Here is a 22,205-nt window from a genome sequence, read left to right as displayed (position 1 = left end):
TTATGGGGAAAATCGATTGAGGTGGCGGGCCTGCCGTGATAAATTAGAATTTCCTAATGTACGGAGGCCGCCGTGGATAAGAGCCACTTCAAGGAGGATACCCGCTATACGGTGACTTGGCGCGACCCCGCCACCGGCAAGGTTCGGCCGGCGAACTTTCACGTCTTGCGCACCTACGAGCAGTTCATGATCGTCCGCGAGACCTCGGGTGGGGGGCTGCTGCGCAAGCTTCCCTACGAGGACATCGAGCGGATCGTCCAGGAGGTGCCCGTGGACTCGGCGCACCGGTATAAAGTCCCGGCCGCGCTCCTGGACGAGAAGCTGTGGCGGGACCGGACCCTAATAGAACACTATTTCAGCTCCCCGGCGCTGGGGAAGTGAGCGACGCATCCCCCTTTCCGAGCATCCTGAGTCTTTTTTTGGTCCGCTGAAGACCCAGCTTCCTGCCCTTCGTGGGGACGGGAACGGAAGTTTTGGAGAAGCGCTGCGCCGCACTTGTAACCCATCCCCCTCCCGGCCTCCCCTTTTAAGTGGGAGGATGACATGGGCATGTCAAAGGAGCGGAATTTGGCGCTCGGCGAGGAGTTGGGAGAGCCGCACGTTGGCCATGGCCAGCCGGTCCACCAGGATGCCCAGGAAGGCGCAGTTGAACTTCTGGCGGCAGGCCTCCGAGGCGTTGTTCAACATTTCGGCGCCGATTTCCACCACCGTCACCTCGGTGAGCGTGGTCACCGTGGCCGAGCGGGTGAACGCCCGCCGGGCGAGATAGGCCATCTCCCCGAAGCAGTCCCCCGCCTTCAACACGTTGAGCAGCTTTCCATCCACGGTGACGCTCACTTCGCCCGAGGTGAGGACGTAGAACGAGCTGCCGGTGTCACCCTCGCGGATCAGGGCGGTGCCCTGGGGATAGCGATGCCAGGAGGTAATGCGCACCACCTCCCACAGCTCCACGTCCGTGAACTCCCGGAAGAACTCGAGGGAGCGCAGGGCGTTGAACTTTTCGGTGTCCGAGATTTCCTGCACCGAGCCCTTCACCAGCTCGTGGACGTTCACCAGGTCCCGGGCGAACTGCTCCCAGGTCTGGTAGCGCGCCTCCAGGTCCTTGGCCATGGCCTTGAGCACGACGGCGTCCAGGGCCGGAGGGATCTCCGGCCGCATCGTGCTCGGCTTGGGCGGCTCGGCGTTCAGGATCTGGTAGATCATGCTCACGTTGGTGCTGGCGTTGAAGGGGAGCCGTCCCGTGAGCGCCTTGTACATCACCACGCCCAGGGAGTAGATGTCGGTCTGGTGGGTGAGGGGGTGTTCCTTGATCTGCTGGGGCGACATGTAGGCGGGCGAGCCCACGGCGCTGATCTGGGTGGTATGCAGGGTGTCTGCCGTGATGGCCGCTCCGAAGTCCGAGATCTTGATGTCCGTGCCGCCGGGAAGCAGGATGTTGGCCGGCTTGATGTCCCGGTGGATCACGCCGTGGCGCTGGGCGTAGTCCAGGGCCTTGCAACACTTGTAGATGATCTCGATCACGTCGGAGAGGGGCAGCAGATTGTCCACCTCGCAGAACCGCTCCAGGGTGGATCCCGGCACGTACTCCATGACGATGTAGCTCTGCTCCTCCTCCACCACCGCGTCGATGATCTCGACGATGTGGGGGTGCTTGAGCTTGCCCGCGAGGGAGGCCTCGATCAGGAACAGCTTGCGGTAAAGCTTGCCCTTGGCCTTGTCCTTGAGCGCCTCGGGATAGATCAGCTTGATCGCCACCTGCCGCTGGGTGAAGGGGTCGAGGCCCAGGTAGACGGCGCTGGTGGCGCCGCTGCCGATCTTGCGCACCACCTGGTATTTGCCGATCCTGTCCATCGCCGGCCCCCCGCGCGAGAAAGTCGAAAAGAGGGGCTTCAGCCCCCGACCCAATGGCCCGACTTGCCGCCCTGCTTCTCCAGCAGCCGGATCGCCTCCAGCCGCATGCCCCGGTCCACCGCCTTGCACATGTCGTAGACCGTGAGCAGGGCGACGCTCACCGCGGTGAGCGCCTCCATTTCCACGCCCGTGCGCCCCACGGTCTCGGCGGTCACCTGGCAGTCGATGGCGCTGCGCTTCTCGTCGGCGACGAACTCCACCTGGATACGGGTGAGGGCCACGGGATGGCACAGGGGGATCAGCTCCGCCGTGCGCTTGGACGCCTGGATCCCGGCGATGCGGGCCACTCCCAGCACGTCGCCCTTTTTGGCCCCGCCCTCGAGGATGAGCTTCAGCGTATCCGGGCGCATGCAGATCGACCCCGCCGCCCGCGCCACCCGGCGGGTTTCCGCCTTCTCCCCCACATCCACCATGTGGGCCTGGCCGCTCGCGTCGAAATGGGTCAGTCCCTGTGTCATGATAGCGCCTCCATCGATTGAACTCCGCCCGTCTGTCCCAATCATACCCAGCAGCATGAAACTGCGTCACCTGATCGCCGGGGCGTGCCTGGGGGCGGCGGCCCTCGCCAACGCTCAGCAACTGCCGGAGTTGGGCGACACCGCGGCCGCCCAATTGAGCCCCCAGCTCGAGAGCCGCATCGCCGACGAAATCGTCCGGGAAATCCGGCGCAGCCCCGCCCTGGTGGACGACGCGGAGCTCACCGACTACTTGAACGCCCTGGGCTACCGCCTGGTCGCCAACAGTCCGGGCGGGCGCCAGAATTTCCGCTTCTTCCTGATCAAGGACCCCTCCATCAACGCCGCCGCGTTCGTGGGCGGAGTGATCATCGTGCACACGGGGCTGTTGCTCGCCGCCCAGTCCGAGTCGGAGGTGGCCGCGGTGCTGGCCCACGAAATCGCCCACGTCACCCAGCACCACATCGCCCGCATGATCGCCAAGCAGGAGCAGGCCACCCTGCCTACCCTGGCGGCACTGGCACTGGCCATCCTCGCCGCCCGCTCCAACCCGGAGGTGGCCGAAGCGGCCATCGTCACCTCCCAAGCGGCAGCGATCCAGGCCCAGCTCAATTTCTCCCGGGACGCGGAACGGGAGGCCGACCGGGTGGGGCTCCAGATCCTGGAGCAGGCGGGCTACGATCCCCGCGCCATGCCCGCCTTCTTCGAGAAGCTGCAGCGGGCGGGCCGATTCCAGGAGTCGGCGGCCCCCGCCTACCTGCGCACCCATCCCCTCACCTACGAGCGCATCGCCGACATCCAGAACCGGGTCCAGTCCCTACCCTACCGGCAGGTGCCGGACAGCGCGGACTTCCACCTGGTCCGGGCTAAGCTGCAAGCCATGCAGGGCCCGGCCCTGGACGCGGTGCGGGACTTCGAGACCCGGCTCAAAGAGAAGAAGTACGCCCACGAAATGGCCACCCGCTACGGGCTGGCGCGGGCGCTGATCCGGGCCCAACAGCTTTCCCGGGCCGAGGCGGAGCTCACGACGCTGCGCGGCCGCTTCCCCCCCCACCCGATGGTGGAAACCCTGGCGGGCGAGTTGCTCTTCGCCCAGGGGAAGCGTCCAGAAGCGCTCGAGCACTACCGGAAAGCTTTGGCCACCTTTCCCCGGCACCGGGCCTTGATGTACGACTACGCCCGGGGGCTCTTCGCCGACGGGCAAACCGAAGCGGCGATCCGGTTCGTCTCGAACCAGCTCGAGTATTTCCCCGACGATCCCCGCCTCTACCGCCTGCAGGCCGAGGCCCACGGGGCAAGGGGGGACCGCCTCGCCGCCCATCGCGCCCAGGCGGAAGCCTACGTCCGGGAGGGAGACTTGAGCGGCGCCGTGCAGCAGTTGGAGCTGGCCGCCCGCAGCGGGGGGGATTTTTACCAGCTCTCCATCGTGGAGGCCCGGTTGCGGGAGCTGCGCCGGGAGCTGGCGGCCCAACAGCGGGAAGCGGCCCGTTGAAAAGGCCAGAGAGATATAAACTCCGTTTATCGTCGCATCAGAGTTAACTAATTAGAAACGAAAACGATTTTTTTGGGCTGCCGGGGGTTTGACGTCGCAGAAAATTACGTTATGCTAATTTTTGTCCGAGGAAGAGCGCCGGACCCCCAGTCCGGCCAAAGGAGGCGATACCCATGAATCCATTGCGTAGAACGATACTCAGAGGGACGGGGGCGGCGGGGACACTGGCGGTGGCCGCCGCGGCAGGTTTGATTCGGCCCAGCGCGGTGTTGGCGGCCGAGTGGAACAAGGCCGCTTTCGAGGCGAAAAAGGTGGAGGAGGTGCTGAAGACCATCGGCGTCGGCTCCCCGATCGAGTCGGGCGACATCGTGGTCAAGGCCCCCGACATCGCCGAAAACGGCGCCGTGGTGCCCGTGGAGGTGACCAGCAAGATCGCCGGGACCGAGCGCATCGCCGTGATCGCTGAGAAAAACCCGTTCCCGCTGACCGGGAGCTTCAACCTGGGCAACGGAGCGGAAGGCTACGTGAGCTTTCGCATCAAGATGGGCCAGACCTCCAACGTGATGGCGCTGGTGACCGCGGGCGGAAAACACTATGTGGCCTCGAAAGAGGTCAAGGTCACCATCGGCGGGTGCGGCGGCTGACCGGTATCTGCACGAAAGCGATCCCCAGGAGGACGACTCATGGCGAGCATGAAAATCAGGGCCACCATGCAGGGCGAGGTGGCCGACGTGAAATTGCTTATCAACCATCCCATGGAGACGGGCCAGCGCAAGGACCCGAAGACCGGCCAGCCCATCCCCGCCCATTTCATCACCAACGTGACCGCCACACTCAACGGCAAGCCGGTTCTGGACGCCCAGTGGAGCCAGGCGGTTTCCAGGAACCCGTTCCTGGGCTTCCGAGTGAAGGGCGCCAAGGCGGGCGACAAGGTGAAGGTGAGCTGGGTCGACAACAAGGGCGAATCCGACAGTATCGAGACCACCGTCGGCTAGCGGGGCGGGCCGGGCTTTCCCCCGGAGAGCCATCCGCCAGCTAATGGCCATTCTGGCGTAAGCCGAAAAGCCCGGGAGCGCGCTCTCGGGCTTTTCGCTTTTAAAGTAGAAAAATCCAGGAGGATGTTTATGTCCATGACTCGGCGCGAGTTTCTCCAGGTCCTGGCCGCCGCCGCTGCGGCGGGGCTGCCCCTGGGCAGCCGCTCGGCCTTGGCCGGAGCCCAGCCGGAAGAGTTCTACCGGATCCCCCGTTTCGGGCAGGTGAGCCTGCTGCACATGACCGACTGCCACGCCCAGCTCCTGCCCATCTACTTCCGAGAGCCGAGCGTCAACATCGGGGTCGCCACCGCCGCTGGACAGCCGCCCCACCTGGTAGGGGAAGCCCTGCTCAAGCACTACGGCATCCGGCCCGGCACGCCGGAAGCCCATGCCTTCACCCACCTGGACTTCGTCCAGGCGGCCCGCACTTACGGCAAGGTGGGGGGCTTCGCCCACCTCGCCACCCTGGTGAAACAGCTCCGGGCTGAGCGTCCCGGCGCCCTCCTCCTGGACGGCGGCGACACCTGGCAGGGCTCGGCCACCTCCCTGTGGACTCAGGGCCAGGACATGGTGGACGCCTGCCTGCAACTGGGCGTAGACATCATGACCGCCCACTGGGAGTTCACCCTGGGCGCCGAGCGGGTGAAGGAGGTAGTGGAGAGAGACTTCAAGGGCAAAGTGGCCTTCGTCGCCCAGAACGTGAAGACCACTGACTTCGGCGACCCGGTGTTCGAGCCCTACGTGATCCGGGAGATCAACGGGGTGCCGGTGGCCATCATCGGCCAGGCCTTCCCCTACACCCCTATCGCCAACCCCCGTTACATGGTCCCCGAGTGGACCTTCGGTATCCAGGACGATCGGCTGCAGAAGCTGGTGCACGAGGTACGGGAAAAAGGCGCCCAGGTGGTGGCGCTCCTCTCCCACAACGGCATGGATGTCGACCTGAAGCTGGCCACCCGAGTGACCGGCATCGACGTCATCCTGGGCGGGCACACCCATGACGGGGTGCCCCAGCCTTCGGTGGTCAAAAACGCCGCCGGCCGGACCCTGGTCACCAACGGGGGCTCCAATGGCAAGTTCCTGGGGGTGCTGGACCTGGAGGTAAAAGGGGGGAAGGTGACCGATTACCGCTACCGGCTGCTTCCGGTCTTCGCCAATCTCCTGCCGCCGGACCCGGACATGGAACAATTGATCCGCAAGCTCCGCGCCCCCTACGAAAACCGGCTCCAGGAGAAGCTGGCTGTGAGCGAAGGGCTCCTCTACCGGCGCGGCAACTTCAACGGCTCCTTCGACCAGGTGATCTTGGACGCCCTCATGGCGGTCAAGGGGGCGGAGATCGCCTTCTCCCCGGGCTTCCGCTGGGGCACCACCATCCTGCCGGGGGAGCCCATCACCATGGAGCGGCTCATGGACCAGACCGCCATCACTTACCCCTACACCACTCTCAACGAGCTGACCGGGGAGCAGATCAAAACGATCCTGGAGGACGTGTGCGATAACCTGTTCAATCCCGACCCTTACCTGCAGCAAGGCGGGGACATGGTGCGGGTGGGCGGGCTCCAGTACACCTGCGCCCCCAACGAGACCATCGGCCGCCGCATCAGCAACATGACCTTGAAAGGCAAGCCCCTCGATCCGGCGAAGAAGTACAAAGTGGCGGGATGGGCGCCGGTGGCCGAGGGCGCCTCGGGGGAGCCGGTCTGGGAAGTGGTGGCCCGCTACCTGCGGGACCGGAAAACGATCCCTGCGCCGAAACTCAACCTGCCCAAGCTGGTCGGTATGAAAGGCAATCCGGGCATCGCGTAAAGATCCCCCGAGCGCATCCCCTCCCGGCGGCTCACCAAGGCGGCGAGCGGCCTCCCCCGGTCGGCGGGCGGTTATAATCACTCGGCGCGTGCGGGCCATTCATCCCGGCGCCGGAGTTCGATGCGGATCAAAGCGGTTCTTTTCGTCGCGGCCCTGGCGTTGGCCGCGGCCGCCGGCGGCTGGGAGTACCTCAACCGCGTCAACGATCGTCCGCCCTATGTGACCGCCACCGTGGACCGGGGCGACATCGTCCAGACCATCGCCGCCAACGGTACCTTGAACCCGGTGATCCTGGTCAACGTGGGCACCCAGATCTCGGGCACGGTCCACAAGATTCACGTCGACTTCAACGATCAGGTGAAGGCCGGCCAAGTCCTGGCCGAGCTGGACCCGGCCCTCATCCAGGCCGCCATCGCCCAGCGCCGGGCCGACCTGGCTAGCGCCGAGGCGAACCTCCGGCTCGCCCAGGTCAAGGAGCGCCGCACCCGGGAACTGGTGGCCAAGGGTTTCGTGCACCAGGCTCAGTTGGACGACGCGGTCAAGGAAACCGAAGCCGCCGAAGCCCAGGTGGCGGCGGCCCGGGCCCAGCTCGAGCGGGAGCAGGTCAACCTGCGCTATTCCGTGATCCGCTCCCCCATCTCGGGGATCGTGGTCGCCCGCAACGTGGACGTGGGCCAGACCGTAGCCGCCAGCTTCCAAACCCCCACCCTGTTCCAGATCGCCAAGGACCTGAAGCAGATGCAGATCTACGCGGCGGTGGCGGAAGCCGACGTGGGCGCCATCCAGATCGGCCAGCGGGTGCGCTTCACCGTGGATGCGTTTCCCGAGCGCACCTTCGTCGGCACGGTCAACCAGATACGCCTCAACCCCACGGTGCAGCAGAACGTGGTGACCTACAACGTGGTGGTCACGGCGGACAACCCGGACGGCATCCTCCTGCCCGGCATGACCGCCCACGTGTACATCACGCTGCGCACGCGGGAAAACGCCCTGCGCGTTCCCAACGCGGCGTTGCGCTTCGTCCCCCAGGGCGAGCGGGAAGCCCAGCCGGCGCGCCCCCAGCGTCCCGAGCCTCCCGGCACCAAGACGGTCTACCGCCTGGAGCAAGGCAAGCACCTCGTGCCCGTGCGGATCCGCACCGGGCTCAGCGACGGCAACTATACCGAAGTGGTGAGCGGCGAGCTCAAGGCGGGGGACACCATCGTCGTCCGCCAGGCGCGCACCGAGCGCCGCCCGGAGACGAGCGGTCCCCTGTTCCGCTTCCGCCTATGAGCGCAAGCGAGCTCCTCGTGCGCCTGGAGGGCATCGTCAAGCGCTACCCCGCGGCGGCGGACGAGCGCCCGGCCCTCCAGGGCGTGGACCTGACGATCCGGCACGGCGAGTTCGTCGCCATCATGGGCCCGTCGGGCTCGGGCAAATCGACCCTCATGAACATCCTGGGCTGTCTCGACGTCCCCACCGCGGGCCGGTACTTCCTCGACGGCCGCGATACGTCCAGGTTGAGCCCGGACGCCCTGGCGCGGCTGCGCAACCGCACCATCGGCTTCGTGTTCCAAGGCTTTAACCTCCTCCCGCGCGTGAATGCCGTGGACAACGTGGCGCTGCCCCTGCTCTACGCCGGCCTGCGCCTCGCCGAGCGCCGCCGCCGCGCCCGCGAACTGCTGGAACGCATGGACCTCGGCCGCTTCGCCGAGTCTCTGCCCAACCAGATGTCGGGCGGCCAGCAGCAGCGCATCGCCATCGCCCGCGCCCTGATCAACGATCCTCAACTGCTCTTGGCCGACGAGCCGACCGGGAACCTGGACACCCACACCAGCGCCGCCATCATGGCATTGCTCACGGAGCTCAATCAAACCCGCGGCATCACCGTCGTGCTGGTGACCCATGAATCCGACATCGCGGCCTGCGCCCGGCGCCTGGTGCGCTTCCTGGACGGGCGGATCGTACAGGACGTAAGCAAGCCACGAATGGAAACGCAGGATGAACACGGATTGATCATGAATTCATCCCTATGAACGACGAAATATGAACGACGAAAACGGGTTATTGCATGGGGATTTAACCACAAGATTATGCATTTCCTAGCCCTCGCCGCTGAGAGCTGGCGCGCCCTCGGCCAGAACCGCCTGCGGGCGGCGCTCACCATGCTGGGCATGGTGATCGGGGTCGCCTCCGTGGTGCTCATGCTGGCCATCGGCCAGGGCACCCAGACCACGGTCAACCAGGCCATCGCCAGCATGGGAAGCAACCTGATCGTGGTGGTGCCCGGGGCCACCACCCAGGGGGGCGTGCGCCTGGGCGCCGGGACCGCCGGCCCCCTCACCGTCGCCGACGCCGAGGCGATCGCCGCCCTGCCGGACATCGCGGAGGTCGCCCCCATGCACAGCGGCGCGCTGCAGATCGTGTACGGCCCCAACAACTGGGGCACCAACGTCTACGGCGTCCTTCCGACTTTCTGGCGCATCCGCGGCTGGGGCATCGAGCTAGGGGATGGATTCACCGAAGCCGAGGTGCGCTCAGCGGCACGGGTTGCCGTTCTCGGAAAGGTGGTGGCTGAAAACCTTTTCGGCGCTGAGAACCCGGTGGGCAAAACCATCCGTATCCGCGACCTCCCCTTCGTCGTGGTGGGGGTGCTCTCCCCGAAAGGCCAGAATCTGGACGGGCGCGACCAGGACGATACCGTTCATGTGCCGCTCACCACCGCCCAGCGCCAGCTCTTCGGCATGTCAGTGCCCGGAGCCGTCCGTTTCCTGGTGGTCCAGGCCCGCTCGGCCGAGGTCATGGAGCAAGCGCAGGAAGAAATCCGCAGCCTCCTGCGCCAGCGCCGCCGCGTCGCGCCAGGCCAGGAGGACGACTTCACCGTGCGCAATCTTTCGGCCGTGGCCGAGACCGCGGCCTTGTCGGCGCGCATCTTGTCCCTCACCTTGGGAGCGATCGCCTCCATTTCGCTGGTCGTCGGCGGCATCGGCATCATGAACATCATGCTGGTGTCCGTGACCGAGCGCACGCGGGAGATCGGCATTCGCATGGCGGTCGGGGCCCGGCGCCGGGACATTCTGGCCCAGTTCTTGCTAGAAGCGGTCTTGATCTGTACCGTTGGGGGTCTCGCAGGGGTAGCTTTGGGGATAGCCATCGCATGGATGCTGAGCGAGACCGCCGGTATGACCGTGGTGGTCAGCCTGAGCGCCATTGCCCTCTCGTTCGGCTTCGCCGCCGGTATCGGTGTCTTTTTCGGTTTTTACCCGGCGCAAAAGGCGGCGAGCCTCCAGCCGGTGGAAGCGTTGCGGCACGAGTGAGCCGCTGCGCTTCTCTTGGTCTGCCTACCGGGTCACTGAACGGCCACCATTCGTTTCCGTGAACGCCCATCGCCTAGCCCGGAACACGCTCTACAACTTGATCGGACAAGGGGTGCCTCTGTTCCTGGCGCTCCTCGCCTTCCCCCTGCTGATCCAGCAGCTCGGAACCGATCGGTTTGGCGCACTGACGCTTCTTTGGGCGGTCATCGGCTATTTCAGCCTGTTCGACCTGGGCATCAGCCGGGCACTCATCAAGGTCGTGGCGGAGAAAAGCGCAGCGGGCGAGACCGATCAGGTGCCCGCCTTCATCGACACGGCCCTGATACTGACGGGCTCGCTCGGCGTCGCGGCAGCGCTGCTGCTCGCCGCCGTAACGCCGTGGCTGGTCACCAGCACGTTGAGCATGCCTCCCGAACTGGCGCAGGAAACCCGCTCCGCCTTGTACATCCTCGCCGCAAGCCTTCCCCTCGTCACCACTTCCGCCACTTTCAAAGGCGTGTTGGAAGGCCAGCAGCGCTTCGGGACCAGCAACGCCATCCAGGTCGGAATGGGCGCGGTCACGTTCATCGGGCCGCTTGCCGTCCTAGCGGTGTCCGTGAGCCTCACCGCAATCGCGACGGCGCTCGCGGCTGGCCGCATCGTGGCGTGGATTGCGTACTTCATCTCGTCCGCACGCCTATTTCCGGCAGCATCGCGGGGCTTGGCGCTGCAAGGTCGCGCCGCCGCGGCGCTTCTCAGGATCGGCGGCTGGATGGCGGTTTCGAGCGTGATCGGCCCTATCATGGTCTACATGGACCGCTTCGTCATCGGCAGCGTCATCTCCTTGACCGCGGTGGCGTATTACGTCACGCCTTACGAGGTCGTCACCAAACTATGGCTTATCCCGGGTGCGCTGGCCGCGGTGCTTTATCCGGCGTTCTCCGCTTCCTTCAATCGGGACCGCGAACGGACGGCAAGACTTTTCGGTCAAGGGACCAAGTACGCCTTCATCGCCCTTTTCCCCATCACCCTAGTGCTCGTGACCTTCTCCCATGAAGCCCTGGCGCTGTGGATCGGCGCCGAGTTCGCGCGGAACAGCTACCGCGTCTTTCAAATCCTCGCGGTGGGCGTCCTGATTAACAGCCTGGCGCAGATCGCCTACGCCTTGGTGCAGGGCGCGGGAAGACCCGATCTTACGGCCAAGTTTCATCTCGCCGAACTGCCCTTCTACCTGGCCGCCCTGGGATGGCTGGTCCCCGCCTATGGGGTCACGGGTGCCGCGCTCGCATGGACCGGGAGGGTGATAGTGGATGCGGCATTGCTTTTTTATGCATCCGCGAATCTCATTTCCGTCGAAACGCTACCTCGCGTAAACCAGGCATGGCTGCTGCCCTTTCTGGCAGGCATCGTGATCGCCATGGGGGCAGCCCTGGAAAACGCCCTCGCAAAGCTTGGATTTTTAGGCGTAGGTTTGCCCGTGCTGCTCGCCTGGTGCTGGTTACGGTGTTTCTCGGCCGACGAACGAGCGGTGGTGCTCGGCTTGTTCTTGCATTCCAACACCAAGCCATGACGGCTCCGGATGTGCAGATCAGAGCTTATCCCGCTCCACGCTGTTTTCTATGTGGTACGGAAGGCGCCGTCCTGTACCGCGGTCTGGAAGATCGATTGTTCGGCACCCCCGGTAAATGGGGCGTGAGGCGCTGCGCCGATCCAGCTTGCGGGGTGTTGTGGCTGGATCCAATGCCTTTTCCGGAGGACATCGGTCGTGCGTACCAGGCGTATTACACCCATGCCGAAAAGAAGCGGCACAGAAATCCGCGCCTGCAAAAGGTCTTCGACTCGGCCAGATCCGGATATTTGGCCCAGCGATATGGATATCCCTTTAATGGGAACAAAATGGTCGAAGGTCTTCTCGGGCTATTGATCCGATTGCATCCCACCCGCCGTGCAAGCCTGGACTTCGATGTGATGTATCTTCCCCATAAACCGGGCGGCAGGCTGTTGGAAATAGGTTGCGGCAGCGGCAAGCTTCTTGAATTCCTGAAATCCCTTGGTTGGATCGTTCAGGGCGTGGACTTCGACTCTCGCGCCATCGATCGCGCCCGCGAAAAAGGGTTGGAAGTTCGATGGGGAACGTTGCAGGACCAGCGCTATCCGGACAACTTCTTTGACGCCGTTGTCATGAGCCATGTTATCGAGCATATTCATAATCCGGAAGGGTTGCTTCGCGAGTGCCACCGGATTGTACGAGACCGGGGACAGATCACGGTCGCGACACCCAATGCCCAAAGCCTTGGTCATAGAGTGTTCAAATCGGATTGGAGGGGCCTGGAGCCTCCTCGCCACCTACAAGTATTTACAGCACCCGCCCTGCATTCACTAATTGAGAAGGTCGGCTTTAGCCGCACGAAACTGTTCATTACCAGCCGGGGTGCTCAGGAAATCTATGTCGCCAGCCAAGCCATTCGCCGAAAACTTGCATCGTCCAAACCAAATGCGCATGACCGTGCAATGGCGATTGCCTTCCAACTTACCGAACTAGGCGCTGGTCTTGTGCAGCCGGACGTGGGTGAAGAGATCGTTATGATCGCTTGGAAATAATTACTTGCACGCCTGGGGGCGATACAGTTGCGGGATGCTCCCGCTGTAACAAGCCCAGGTTCTCCCATCGTCGCTCGTCATGACCAGCGTCCGTCCGGAAATTTCCGGCGCCACATCAGTCGTGCGCATTGTCGCCACCACCTCGATGGTCCCCGTGGCACCCGTCGCCCCCACGAGCTCCACCTTTTCCACGTATTTCCCTGCCGCGGTCTCGATCACCGAGCTCGCGGCGATGGGCCACCGCCCCATGTCTGAATAAAATTCCGCAAGCGGCCCGCGCACGGCGCCAGTAAGCACAATGGCTTCAGACACTTGCGCCCTCGCGTGATAATCCCGATACGCGGGGATTGCCACTGCGGCCAGAATCCCGATGATCGCCACCACGATCATCAACTCGATCAAGGTGAAACCTTTTACCCCCCGAGACATGTTTTGCCCCTCCGCGTCAGCTTCCGAGTTCCAAACCCTGTCAAAACACAGACTTACCAATCTTAAGGCAAGGCCCGTGCCAGTTAAGAAAGCTTAACAAAGTGGGGCGACCACCCTGGATTGCGTCCCAAAGGCAGCACAAAGTGCAGCCAAGCGGATCAGTGCCTTACAGGCCCCTTCCCGGAAAGTTCCTCGAACAGTTGAATATACTTTGGCATGATCGCTTCTTCCGAAAACAGCCTGACAGCCCGTTCGCGCGCTGCCTCGCCCATGCGCCTGCGCAGCGCCGGGTCCTCCGCCAGCCTTCTGCAGGCCTGGGCGAACGCATTCACATTGTCTGGCTCGCATAAAATCCCGCATGCTCCGTCCTCCACCACCTCCGGCAGAGAGCTGGAATTAGAGGCGATCACCGGTTTCCCGCACGCCATGGCTTCCAGAGCTGCATATCCAAATCCCTCGAAACGGGAAGGAAATAGCAACGCGTCGCAATCCTGGTAGATCTCGATCAGCCTTTCCTCCTCCAACCTCCCCAGGAAAGTCATGTTGGATGGCGAATTTGCCCTGATGCCAGATCTCAGCCCGGTAGTGTAAAAAAGCTCGAAATCCCTCCCCAGCGCTTGCATGATAGGCGCCAGCAGGTCCGCGCCTTTTCGCCGCGAGAGGTTTCCCACATATAGCAGACGGAAAGGGCGTCTTCTCCCTTCTGCTTCAGATGGGGTTCTCGGCTTGAATTTCCCTACGTCGATCCAGTTATGGATGACGCGCACCCGCTCGAATCCCAGGAACGCTCTCAAGCCGTTAGCGGTAAACTCGCTGACGGCTACAACGGCATCCGCCCTTGCCAGGGACGCGCGCTCGTAGGGTTTGATCAGCGCCCGATGATACAGGTATTGCGGGAGCGACACGTAAGGTCGATAAAGGGGGTCCAAAACGCAGTGATGCTCGACGATGACGAGAGGAATTCCGCGTCGTTTAAATGCGTGGCCATTCCAAGAATTGGCCACCACCACATCAACATCCGGCGGGACACGTGTTGGACGCAGGAGAAATGGAGCAAGCTCGAGCCATCTCCAATACCATCGGATTTCCGCTCGGACATCGCGTTTCCTGAGCGCTTCGGCAAGCCGGATTGTATACACGTCGGCCCCCGAACCCGCCCGGATCGCCGGAAACCATGTTTTCATTCAACCGTCTTTCCGCTCGATTTCATTACGGAGTTCGAACCTTGAGCGGTAGCCAGGACAACACGTAGGCGTAGAGGGGTATAGCGCTCCGGTACCGGACACATCGTATGAAGGCTCGGGCAGCCAGAGCTAGGAGCTTGCACAGCACCATGAATGGGATTTCGACGGGCGATCGCCACGTCTTTAGCGCTAGCAACAAGTGCGCTCGGACCAGATGATATTCGTAAAACAATCCCGCTTTGGAGGAGGAAGCTCCACCTTCATGCTGGACAAGGGCGTCTCGGAGACACCTCATTTCTTTCCCTGCTCTCGACAATTGCCATCCAAGCGCCGCATCCTCGCCGTACATGAAAAAATCCTCATCAAAAAGCTTTCCAGAGCCAGCAAGATTTCTCCTGAACATCAGACAGCAGCCAGTAAGGTAAGGAAAGGCAAGCGGTGTCCTGCGCTCTGTGAGAAGGCCAAAGTAACGGTGATACCACACCAGGGCTTGTTGCTTACCCGATACCGAGAAAATGGAGGGGGCGACCAGGCAAAGTTGTGGATCACTGTCGAGTGCTCGCTTGAGCTGGGAAATCAGGTTGGGAGTTGCCTCCGCATCGTTATTGATCAGAAGATAGTAGTCATATAGCGTGTCACTGTGCGCAGCGTGCTGCAAAGCAAAGTTCATCCCTTTTGCGAATCCCAGATTTTCTTCTGGCGTAAGCAGGCGAATGGTAAATTCTGGGTCTTCACGACATATCGTCTCAAGCACATCCGACAATTCCCGCGATGCTTTAGCATCGGCTGAATTATCGACGACGATGATCTGATCTATTCCATGGCCGACCAGCGAGCGTAAACATTTGGCGGTCTTCTGCGCACCGCGGTAATCCAGGACGATGGCGCAAACCTTCCCCTGGCTGCTTCGGCTTGAACTCACATTTCCAGTCGAGATCACTGAGCAAGCGCCTCGATCAGTCGAGCATAGCGGTCGGCCACTACTTCCCAGTCAAATCGCGCCAGAACGTGCCGCCTCCCTTCTTCAGCAAGGCGCTTGCGAAGATCGGGATTGTCCAATAATGCGATCACCTTTGAGGCAAGATCGGCGCTGTTTCGCTCGCGTGCCGTCAGACCGGTAACCCCATCGATGACCACATCGCGAATGGCCGGAAGGTCGGAGGCCACGACGGGACATTCGCACGCCAGGGCCTCCGCGAGGACTAGTCCAAGCCCTTCTTGATCCCCGCTCTCCGCAACGATCGACGGCGCGATAAACACGGCCGCACGGCGATACAGGTGAGGAAGCTCCGGGTTTGGAATCGGCCCGAGAAAAGTCACACGATCGGAAATTCCCAACTTGTCGGCTAGGAACCGAAGGCGTTCTTCCTCCGGGCCGCTGCCCGCGATGGACAAGCTTGCACGGGGGTGTCTGGCCAGGATGGCAGGCAGAGCGCCGAGCAGGTAGGTCAAACCTTTCTTTTCGACCAATCGCCCCACGAACAAAAGCTCGTGATCCCTTCTCTCACCGCGCCTTGCCGGTGTAAATAGCGTTTGAGCGTCGACACCCATGGAAATGACGTGCAGGGACTCGGCCTTGGCTCCGAGCCTCACTGCCAGTTCTGCCATTACCCGGCTTACCACCGTCAACGCAGCCGTCCGCTTGATAATCGCCCGTTTCGGGCGGTCGAGCCATACTCCTCGCAAACCGTAGAGATCTGCTCCGTGGGACGTACAGAGCAACCTGGGCCCTTTGCGCAGGAGCAGCGCCCATATTGCTACCAACCCCTGGGGTATCAACCAATGGGCATGGATAACGTTGAATTTCCTCTTGCCCAGAATGCGAATCAAGGCAAGCAATTGAAAGAGAAAAAAGAAAGGCACTTGTAGATAACGCCATCTGTTCTGGCGCAGTTTCGCCAGGATACCTCCCTCATACGCCAGATTCTGCCAGCGGGGAAAAAAATAGCGAAAACGCACCACCTCGACGCCACCCATGGTTTCTCGTCGCTTCGCTCCTGGAGCGTGAGGAGCCAACACCAAGACGTCGAAACGGGTTACGAGTCGGCGGCAAAGCTCATAGACAAACGGCGGCTCGTGATCCCCTTCCCAGCGCGGGAACGTCGAGGTGAGCACCAGGACGCGTCGGCGAGCGGTCTCAGCGGTCACTGTCTTTGTAGTTCAAGTTCGTGATCTGTTCCGAGACGAGTCCCATGAGAAAAACCAAAATCGACGTAATGAACAATAGCGCTGACATGTTGGTGAAGCGATGGAAACTCAAATAGGTGTAGAGGTAGTACCCTAACCCGGTTAGAAAGAAGAAAGCGCTCACCGGGACAAAGAGTTTCAATGGTGAATAAAGCGTGCCGATTTTGAAAATGATGAGCAAAAACCGGATCCCGTCCCGGAATAAGCGCAGATGGCTTTTCCCGATACGTGGCGGTGCCACGATGGGCACGTAGGCCACAGGATAACCCGCCCGGAAGAAGCTCATGGTGATGGTGGTAGGATAGGAAAAACCGTTCGGCAGTAGGTACAGAAATCTGCGAAACTTATTGGCCCTTACGGCGCGGAAGCCTGAGGTCAAGTCCGCCACCCGCTGGCCCACCATCCAACTCGCCAGGCGATTGTAAAACCCGTTGGCGACCGCACGATGGGCTCCAGCCTGGGAGCTTCCGTCCCGGGCCCCGACCACCATGTCGTAACCCTCCTCCAGCTTCTCCAGCAGCCTGGGAATGTCTTCCGGGCGGTGCTGTCCGTCGGCGTCCATGAAGACCAGGATTTCTCCCCGCGCCGCCCGAGCGCCCGTTTTGACCGCAGCGCCGTTGCCTAGACGGTAAGGGTGAGCGACCCGATTGACCCCGTAGCGCCGACAAAGGTCCGGCGTCTCGTCTTCCGACGCGTCGTCCACCAGCAGGATCTCGGATTCTGGGTAGCGTTGGCGAAGCGCCGGAAGAAGAGTTTCCAGGCTCGCCGCTTCGTTGCGCGCAGGGATAATGATGCTGACGGTCTTCGGATCCATAGGTGTGCTTTTTGCTGTGGCCGCCACACCTGGATTATGCCGCCTAGGGCGCCCCTTTGTCTCGAAGAATAGCTCGCTCCAAGGCAGCGATGTTTGCCAGTTGTAGACTCCGTTTGAGGGGCAACGGGCTCGTCGCTTGCCGAGCCTGTTTCAGGTAGTGCAGTGCTTCGTCCCTAAGGCCTGCGCTCGCCAGCCACCCTGCCTGGATATAAGCGATGTCGACCCGGGGTTGGGCTGCATATGCTGCGTCGAGCGATTTGATTGCTTTATCAAGATTGCCATTAGTCGCGTGCAACCTTCCCGCCAGAAAACCCAGGTTCGTTAGATGAGGTTTGTACGCAGGATTGGCTTCCAGCCCATTGATGATTTCGAATACATACTCGTCATTGACCCGCGCGCACCCTCTTTTCTCTTTTTCTGTAACGATGACATCTAACGAAGCGATAGGCGCATTTGAAAACGAGGCCTTCTCCAGCCGCGCGAAAAGGGTATCGCGGTCTGGCAAGGAGACCATATCGTTAAAGCACCCAAGACTTAACCAGCCCAGATACGCCCCGACATCCAGTGGGTGGATCTCTGCAATCCCGCGGTACACGGCTGCCGCCCGCTCGTATTCACTAAGAGCTTGCCAAACGCTCGCCAAGCGCTCCTGAGCCCGACGAGAATCAGGTTTTTCCCGTGCCCAGGTATACGCTTGCCTGATCGGATCGCCCCAGAGTCGGATCTCGTTAAACGAGACAGCCGCGAGTATCGAGAGATACAAAACAGGAAACAGGCGGAGTACTCGCTTTACCGAAGCAGACTTGATCTTCTCCGTCAGGGCAACTCCATAAAAACTCAGGGCGAAGACAAGCCCTGCCATGGGCAAGTAGTTCCGGTGCTCGAAGTAAAGTTCCAGGGGGAATATCGTGGATTCCAGCAAGTGACCGATGAAGAACCAGAGCAGGCCAAACGCCAACACGGGGGCACGACCCCTCGCGGCGAAGGCAAGAACAAGGAGACTCACGATCAAGAGGCCGGACCAGAAGGTGGTGGCCGGTGCAAACAACCCCCTGGAGGCGGCGTAGTCATCATGGTATAGCCCGAGTGCGCTCGGGACGGGCGCGACGACCAGGCCTAGGTACTCCACGAGCACCCTGGCCTGGGTCATCAGGCGCTCGACGAGCGTGAAGTCCCGGATGGCATAAGGTCCGAGCACCATCGTATCGAACCGCCAAGCCACCACCAGCGCAAGGAGGACGAGGGGTCCGTACAGGAAAATAAACTTCCAGGCTCGCCAGCCGGGAGGCGACGGAAGGTTCCGCAGCAGGGTCCCTTCCAGTGCCAGCGCCAAAGCGCAGATCAAGATTCCGTTTTCCTTGCTCAGCGTGGCCAACAAGCCGAACAGACCGATTCCTAGGGAAGTCCACAAGTATCCTGAACGCCAAGCTCCAGCGCGATGACATTCCCGTCCGTAGAGGTATAGGAGAAGCCCTGCCAGCGTGAACAAGGCCGACAACTGTGTCATGCGCTGGACGACGTATAAGGTCGTGGACACCAGGAGCGGATGCAACAGCCAGATGCTTGCCGCGATGAGGCCGATCAGGAGATTGCGCCGCTCAGAGATACCGGCCAACCGGCCCAGCTTCAGCCAAAGCCAGAACAGGAGGCATCCGTTTAGCAGATGAAGCAAGACGTTGACATACTTAAAGGCAACCACATTCCGGGGCCAGTCGGCGTACTGAAGCGCAAAGCTGGCAAGGGACACGGGGCGCCCTGGGCCGCCGGTGATGCCCGACAAGACGGGCATGAGCCACTCCTGGGGCGACAGGGAAGACACCCGCTCCAAGAAGCGTAGGTTCTGATAATCGTCGAGAAGAAAATCTCCCTTTAGCCCTGGCCAATGGAGGAACGCGGCGAAAAGAAGAACGACTATAAAAGCCGTCCCCGCGAATAGCTCGCCCCTAACCGCTGCTGACCGTAATGAGGATCCAACCACAGAACGAGCCAAACTAAGCAAGCTGGTCATCATCGATCAGGAAATTCACCGCCATCGTCATCGCTCTCAAGAACGACAACCGGCCATCCATTTTTCAAGAAGTGACTGTACAGAAGAAAACAGCCTGCTCGGTATGTCAAGCAGGCTGTTCCAGTTAGATTCAATTACCGGCACGAGGCGGGCAAGTACTTGGCGTCAACCGTTCCAGGGGCGCAGATCCAGGTTCTGCCACCATTTGTCGTCTCGAGCGTTGCGGTCTTGCCCTGAATTGCCGTGTTGACCCCCGTGTTCTTCATCGTGGCCGTCAGGACAAGCTGACCAGTGCCGGCAGCACCAGTCGTAATCGCAACAGTACTTACGTACTTGCCACTAAGGGTATTCATGACCGACGCGGCAGCGCTCGGCCACACCCCCTTATCGGCGTACCACTCGGCCAGCGGCGTCTTGCCGCCCGCCATGAGCTCCACCGCCTCGGACATTTGCGCCCGGGCGGTATAGTCCTGATACGCCGGGATCGCGATGGCGGCCAGAATGCCGATAATCGCCACCACGATCATCAGTTCGATCAACGTGAAACCTTTTTGCAACTGTTTCATAAAACGCTCCTTTTCACCGATAAGACCCAAGGGACACACTCCCAGCCTCGGTGGAGCAAGGCGCATGCCAAGCCGTCCGGGGGCCTCTCCGTGTTCATCTTTTTTTACATTGGTTGATGGAAGACCCGCGAACCCCCCCCTCTCCCGCGCTGTTGCGCTCCCCGGGAGAGGGGCTGGGGAGGGCCGGTCTGAGCGCGAGAATCTGCCTCGACCGGTTATGCAACGCCCGATAAGGCCTCGGTTAAGCGCACCGAAAGGCGCCTTTGGGCTTTGGGGACACCCCGGGCGCAGGCAAAAACTGACGCTCTTCGTCACTTTCGGTCGCTAGGCTCAAAAGCCCGCGGGTCGTAGCCGGGGATTTGAGCCTCGTCCACCTCGTCGATCTGCTCGGGCTCCAGGAATTGCTTGGCGTAGCGTAGATACACCTTCTCCCGCACGAAGACCTGGAACAGGTCCGGGTCGATGTGGCCGTTCAAGGCGAACTGCCCCAGGATGGAGAGGGCTTCGCTCAGGGTCTTGCCCCGCTTGTAGGGCCGGTCCGCCGCCGTCAGGGCCTCGAAGATGTCGGCGATGGCCATCATCCGGGCCTGGACCGACATCCGATCCTTGGTGAGCCCCCGCGGGTAACCCTTGCCGTCCACCCGCTCGTGGTGGCCGCCCGCATATTCGGGCACGTTCTTCAGGTGGGCGGGCCAGGGCAGGGATTCCAGCATGCGGAGGGTGACCACGATGTGATGGTTGATGATCTCCCGCTCCTTGGCGGTAAGGGTTCCTTTCTTGATGGTGAGGTTCTCGACCTCGTCATCCGTGAGGAACGGGACTTCTTTTCCGGTCGCGTCGGTCCAGGTATACCGGGATGCGATCTGCCGCACCCGTACCTGGTCCTCGGGGCGCATGGCTTCGACCCCGAGGTTGCACTTCCTCAGGAAATCCCGATCCGCCTCGATCTGGGCCAGCCGTTCCCGGCATTCCCGCTCGATGGCCGCCCGGCGTTCGGCCCGAGGGGCATTTTCTAGCCACAAGCTGGAAATACCTGGGCGGGGCGCTGAAGCGTACCCCGCTTTTCTGTCAGGTGTGTTGAGCGAAGCGAAACGCACCGGTTCATCCGAGTTCCCGCCGCTGCGGTGCGCTGAAGCGCACCCTACCGTGCCCGGGGAGTCCTCTCCCGACACTTTCTCCCAGAGGGAGAGAGGGACTGGACCGTTCTCCTCCCCCCGCTGGGGGGAGGAGGAAGAGGAGGGGGATGCCCCTCCCAGGGGGGAGGAGAGATGGCTCGATGCGCTCTGAGCGGGGTTCCTATCTCCCTGGTGAGTGAGGAGCGAGCTTGAGAAGCTTACCGGCAAGCTCCTCTCGCCCCGAAGGGAGGGGACAGGGGTGAGAGCCGAGGGGATCGGTCTTGGGGAGGCACCGGGGCGCGGGCCTGCGCGGGCTGAGGAGCCCTCTCGTTCCAAGGAGGGAAGTAGATTACACGAGGCCGTGTCAAGCGCCATGAGCTGGCGCAGCATGGCGATCTCCGCGTCCCGCTTGAGCACTTCGAACCGGGTGTCGATCAGATGGATGCGGTCGAAGATCGTCTGCAGCTTGGTGGCCTTGTCGACGATGTGCACGGGGGTCGTGACCTTGCCGCAGTCGTGCAGGAGCCCGGCGATCTTGAGCTCGTACCGGTCCGCGTCGGTCATCGTGAAATCTTTGAACGGGCCCGCAGCGACGGCGCAGACCGCGTCGGCGAACATCATGGTGAGCACCGGCACGCGCTGGCAATGGCCTGCCGTATACGGGGACTTCTCGTCGATGGCCGCGTTGATTAGGCCGATAAACGATTCGAACAACCTTTCCAGTTGACCGATGAGCTGCCGGTTGGTGAGGGCGATGGCGGCCTGGGAGGCCAGGGATTCGGCCAGGCGCCGGTCCGCGTCGGAAAACGGGACGATCTCGCCGGTCAGGCGGTCTTTGGCGTTGATGAGCTGGAGAACGCCGATGGTCTCCTTCTCGTGGTTTTTCATCGGCACCGCGAGGAAGGACTTCGAGCGGTAGCCGGTTTTCGCGTCGAAGTTCCGGGTGCCGGAAAAATCGAAACCTTCCGCGGCGTAGGCGTCCGGGATATTCACGGTTTCCCCACGCAGCGCGGCGAACGCCACCACCATGGAATTGTTGGGCCGCCCGGCGTCGTCGTATAGTCGCACCGGATAGAAGGGGATAGGAACCCCGCTCGTGCCGCCCATGGCGATCCCCAGGGCGTCGTTATGGACCAGCTCGAAGCGCAAGCGCTCGCCGCCCTCCATCAGGTACAGGGTGCCGGCCTCGGCATGGGTGATGCGCTTTGCCGCCTTCAGGATCGCCTCCAGCAGGCTGCTCAGGTCCTTTTCCTTGCTGAGGGCCGAGCCGACCGCGTTCAGCTCTTCGAGCCTGGCGAGAAGGTCCTTGGTGGAAAGCGCGTGCACGG

General features: G+C 62.1%; 20 protein-coding genes. 10 read left to right on the top strand and 10 right to left on the bottom strand.

The annotated features are described in order from the left end of the window. The first annotated feature begins 72 nt into the window (after positions 1-72). The gene (locus tag ACUVYZ_RS00175) at positions 73-381 is read left to right on the top strand and encodes a hypothetical protein (RefSeq protein ID WP_439932441.1); all 309 of its coding nucleotides are present in this window, start codon (positions 73-75) and stop codon (positions 379-381) included. Positions 382-552: 171 nt separating this feature from the next. Here the strand turns inward: ACUVYZ_RS00175 and ACUVYZ_RS00170 are convergent, their stop codons facing one another. Both ACUVYZ_RS00170 and moaC read right to left on the bottom strand, forming a co-directional pair. Continuing rightward, complete coding sequence (locus tag ACUVYZ_RS00170; RefSeq protein ID WP_439932440.1) at positions 553-1,851, bottom strand: protein kinase domain-containing protein; 1,299 nt, start codon at positions 1,849-1,851, stop codon at positions 553-555. A gap of 38 nt (positions 1,852-1,889) precedes the next feature. Beyond that, the gene (gene moaC / locus ACUVYZ_RS00165) at positions 1,890-2,369 is read right to left on the bottom strand and encodes a cyclic pyranopterin monophosphate synthase MoaC (protein ID WP_439932439.1); all 480 of its coding nucleotides are present in this window, start codon (positions 2,367-2,369) and stop codon (positions 1,890-1,892) included. A 55-nt stretch (positions 2,370-2,424) separates the two neighbouring features. Between moaC and ACUVYZ_RS00160 the strand changes: the two genes are divergently transcribed. From ACUVYZ_RS00160 to ACUVYZ_RS00120, 9 genes are all read left to right on the top strand, one after another. Then, entirely contained in the window at positions 2,425-3,858 is a 1,434-nt protein-coding gene (locus tag ACUVYZ_RS00160; protein ID WP_439932438.1) for a M48 family metallopeptidase, read from the top strand. Between the two features lie 173 nt (positions 3,859-4,031). After that, entirely contained in the window at positions 4,032-4,502 is a 471-nt protein-coding gene (soxY, locus tag ACUVYZ_RS00155; protein ID WP_439932437.1) for a thiosulfate oxidation carrier protein SoxY, read from the top strand. 39 nt (positions 4,503-4,541) lie between these two features. After that, on the top strand, positions 4,542-4,853 hold the full coding sequence (soxZ, locus tag ACUVYZ_RS00150; RefSeq protein WP_439932436.1) for a thiosulfate oxidation carrier complex protein SoxZ: 312 nt from the start codon (positions 4,542-4,544) through the stop codon (positions 4,851-4,853). 129 nt (positions 4,854-4,982) lie between these two features. Beyond that, positions 4,983-6,698, top strand: a complete 1,716-nt coding sequence (gene soxB, locus ACUVYZ_RS00145) for a thiosulfohydrolase SoxB (RefSeq protein ID WP_439932435.1) — start codon at positions 4,983-4,985, stop codon at positions 6,696-6,698. A 120-nt stretch (positions 6,699-6,818) separates the two neighbouring features. After that, positions 6,819-7,970: an efflux RND transporter periplasmic adaptor subunit gene (locus ACUVYZ_RS00140; protein WP_439932434.1), complete on the top strand. Its 1,152-nt coding sequence runs from the start codon at positions 6,819-6,821 to the stop codon at positions 7,968-7,970. Then, a complete protein-coding gene (locus ACUVYZ_RS00135; RefSeq protein WP_439932433.1) occupies positions 7,967-8,713 on the top strand; it encodes an ABC transporter ATP-binding protein in 747 nt (248 codons plus the stop codon). Before ACUVYZ_RS00140 ends, ACUVYZ_RS00135 begins: the two co-directional genes overlap by 4 nt. A 57-nt stretch (positions 8,714-8,770) precedes the next feature. After that, on the top strand, positions 8,771-9,994 hold the full coding sequence (locus tag ACUVYZ_RS00130) for an ABC transporter permease (RefSeq protein ID WP_439932432.1): 1,224 nt from the start codon (positions 8,771-8,773) through the stop codon (positions 9,992-9,994). A gap of 58 nt (positions 9,995-10,052) precedes the next feature. Further along, positions 10,053-11,543: a flippase gene (locus ACUVYZ_RS00125; protein WP_439932431.1), complete on the top strand. Its 1,491-nt coding sequence runs from the start codon at positions 10,053-10,055 to the stop codon at positions 11,541-11,543. Between the two features lie 95 nt (positions 11,544-11,638). After that, entirely contained in the window at positions 11,639-12,574 is a 936-nt protein-coding gene (locus tag ACUVYZ_RS00120; protein ID WP_439932430.1) for a class I SAM-dependent methyltransferase, read from the top strand. On the opposite strand, the gene ACUVYZ_RS00115 is transcribed toward ACUVYZ_RS00120, so the two are convergent. From ACUVYZ_RS00115 to ACUVYZ_RS00080, 8 genes are all read right to left on the bottom strand, one after another. Next, positions 12,575-13,003 (bottom strand): pilin, encoded by a 429-nt coding sequence (locus tag ACUVYZ_RS00115; RefSeq protein ID WP_439932429.1) that lies wholly within the window; start codon positions 13,001-13,003, stop codon positions 12,575-12,577. It abuts the gene before it with no gap. Between the two features lie 158 nt (positions 13,004-13,161). Continuing rightward, complete coding sequence (locus ACUVYZ_RS00110; protein ID WP_439932428.1) at positions 13,162-14,187, bottom strand: glycosyltransferase family 4 protein; 1,026 nt, start codon at positions 14,185-14,187, stop codon at positions 13,162-13,164. A gap of 25 nt (positions 14,188-14,212) precedes the next feature. Further along, positions 14,213-15,127, bottom strand: a complete 915-nt coding sequence (locus ACUVYZ_RS00105) for a glycosyltransferase family 2 protein (RefSeq protein WP_439932427.1) — start codon at positions 15,125-15,127, stop codon at positions 14,213-14,215. Further along, positions 15,124-16,302 carry a glycosyltransferase family 4 protein gene (locus ACUVYZ_RS00100; RefSeq protein ID WP_439932426.1) on the bottom strand — a complete coding sequence of 393 codons (1,179 nt, stop codon included), beginning with the start codon at positions 16,300-16,302 and terminating at the stop codon, positions 15,124-15,126. Before ACUVYZ_RS00100 ends, ACUVYZ_RS00105 begins: the two co-directional genes overlap by 4 nt. A gap of 22 nt (positions 16,303-16,324) precedes the next feature. Continuing rightward, a complete protein-coding gene (locus ACUVYZ_RS00095) occupies positions 16,325-17,188 on the bottom strand; it encodes a glycosyltransferase family 2 protein (protein WP_439932425.1) in 864 nt (287 codons plus the stop codon). Between the two features lie 43 nt (positions 17,189-17,231). Beyond that, complete coding sequence (locus ACUVYZ_RS00090) at positions 17,232-18,977, bottom strand: tetratricopeptide repeat protein (protein ID WP_439932424.1); 1,746 nt, start codon at positions 18,975-18,977, stop codon at positions 17,232-17,234. A gap of 353 nt (positions 18,978-19,330) precedes the next feature. Continuing rightward, positions 19,331-19,762, bottom strand: a complete 432-nt coding sequence (locus ACUVYZ_RS00085) for a pilin (protein WP_439932423.1) — start codon at positions 19,760-19,762, stop codon at positions 19,331-19,333. A gap of 311 nt (positions 19,763-20,073) precedes the next feature. Beyond that, positions 20,074-22,203, bottom strand: coding sequence for an HD domain-containing phosphohydrolase (locus ACUVYZ_RS00080; protein ID WP_439932422.1), 2,130 nt, complete (start codon positions 22,201-22,203; stop codon positions 20,074-20,076). Positions 22,204-22,205: the final 2 nt, after the last annotated feature.

Source organism: Pelomicrobium sp. P1 (assembly GCF_052805615.1).
The sequence above is the reverse complement of the archived record's forward strand: the minus strand, read 5'-3'. Positions and strand labels throughout refer to the sequence as shown.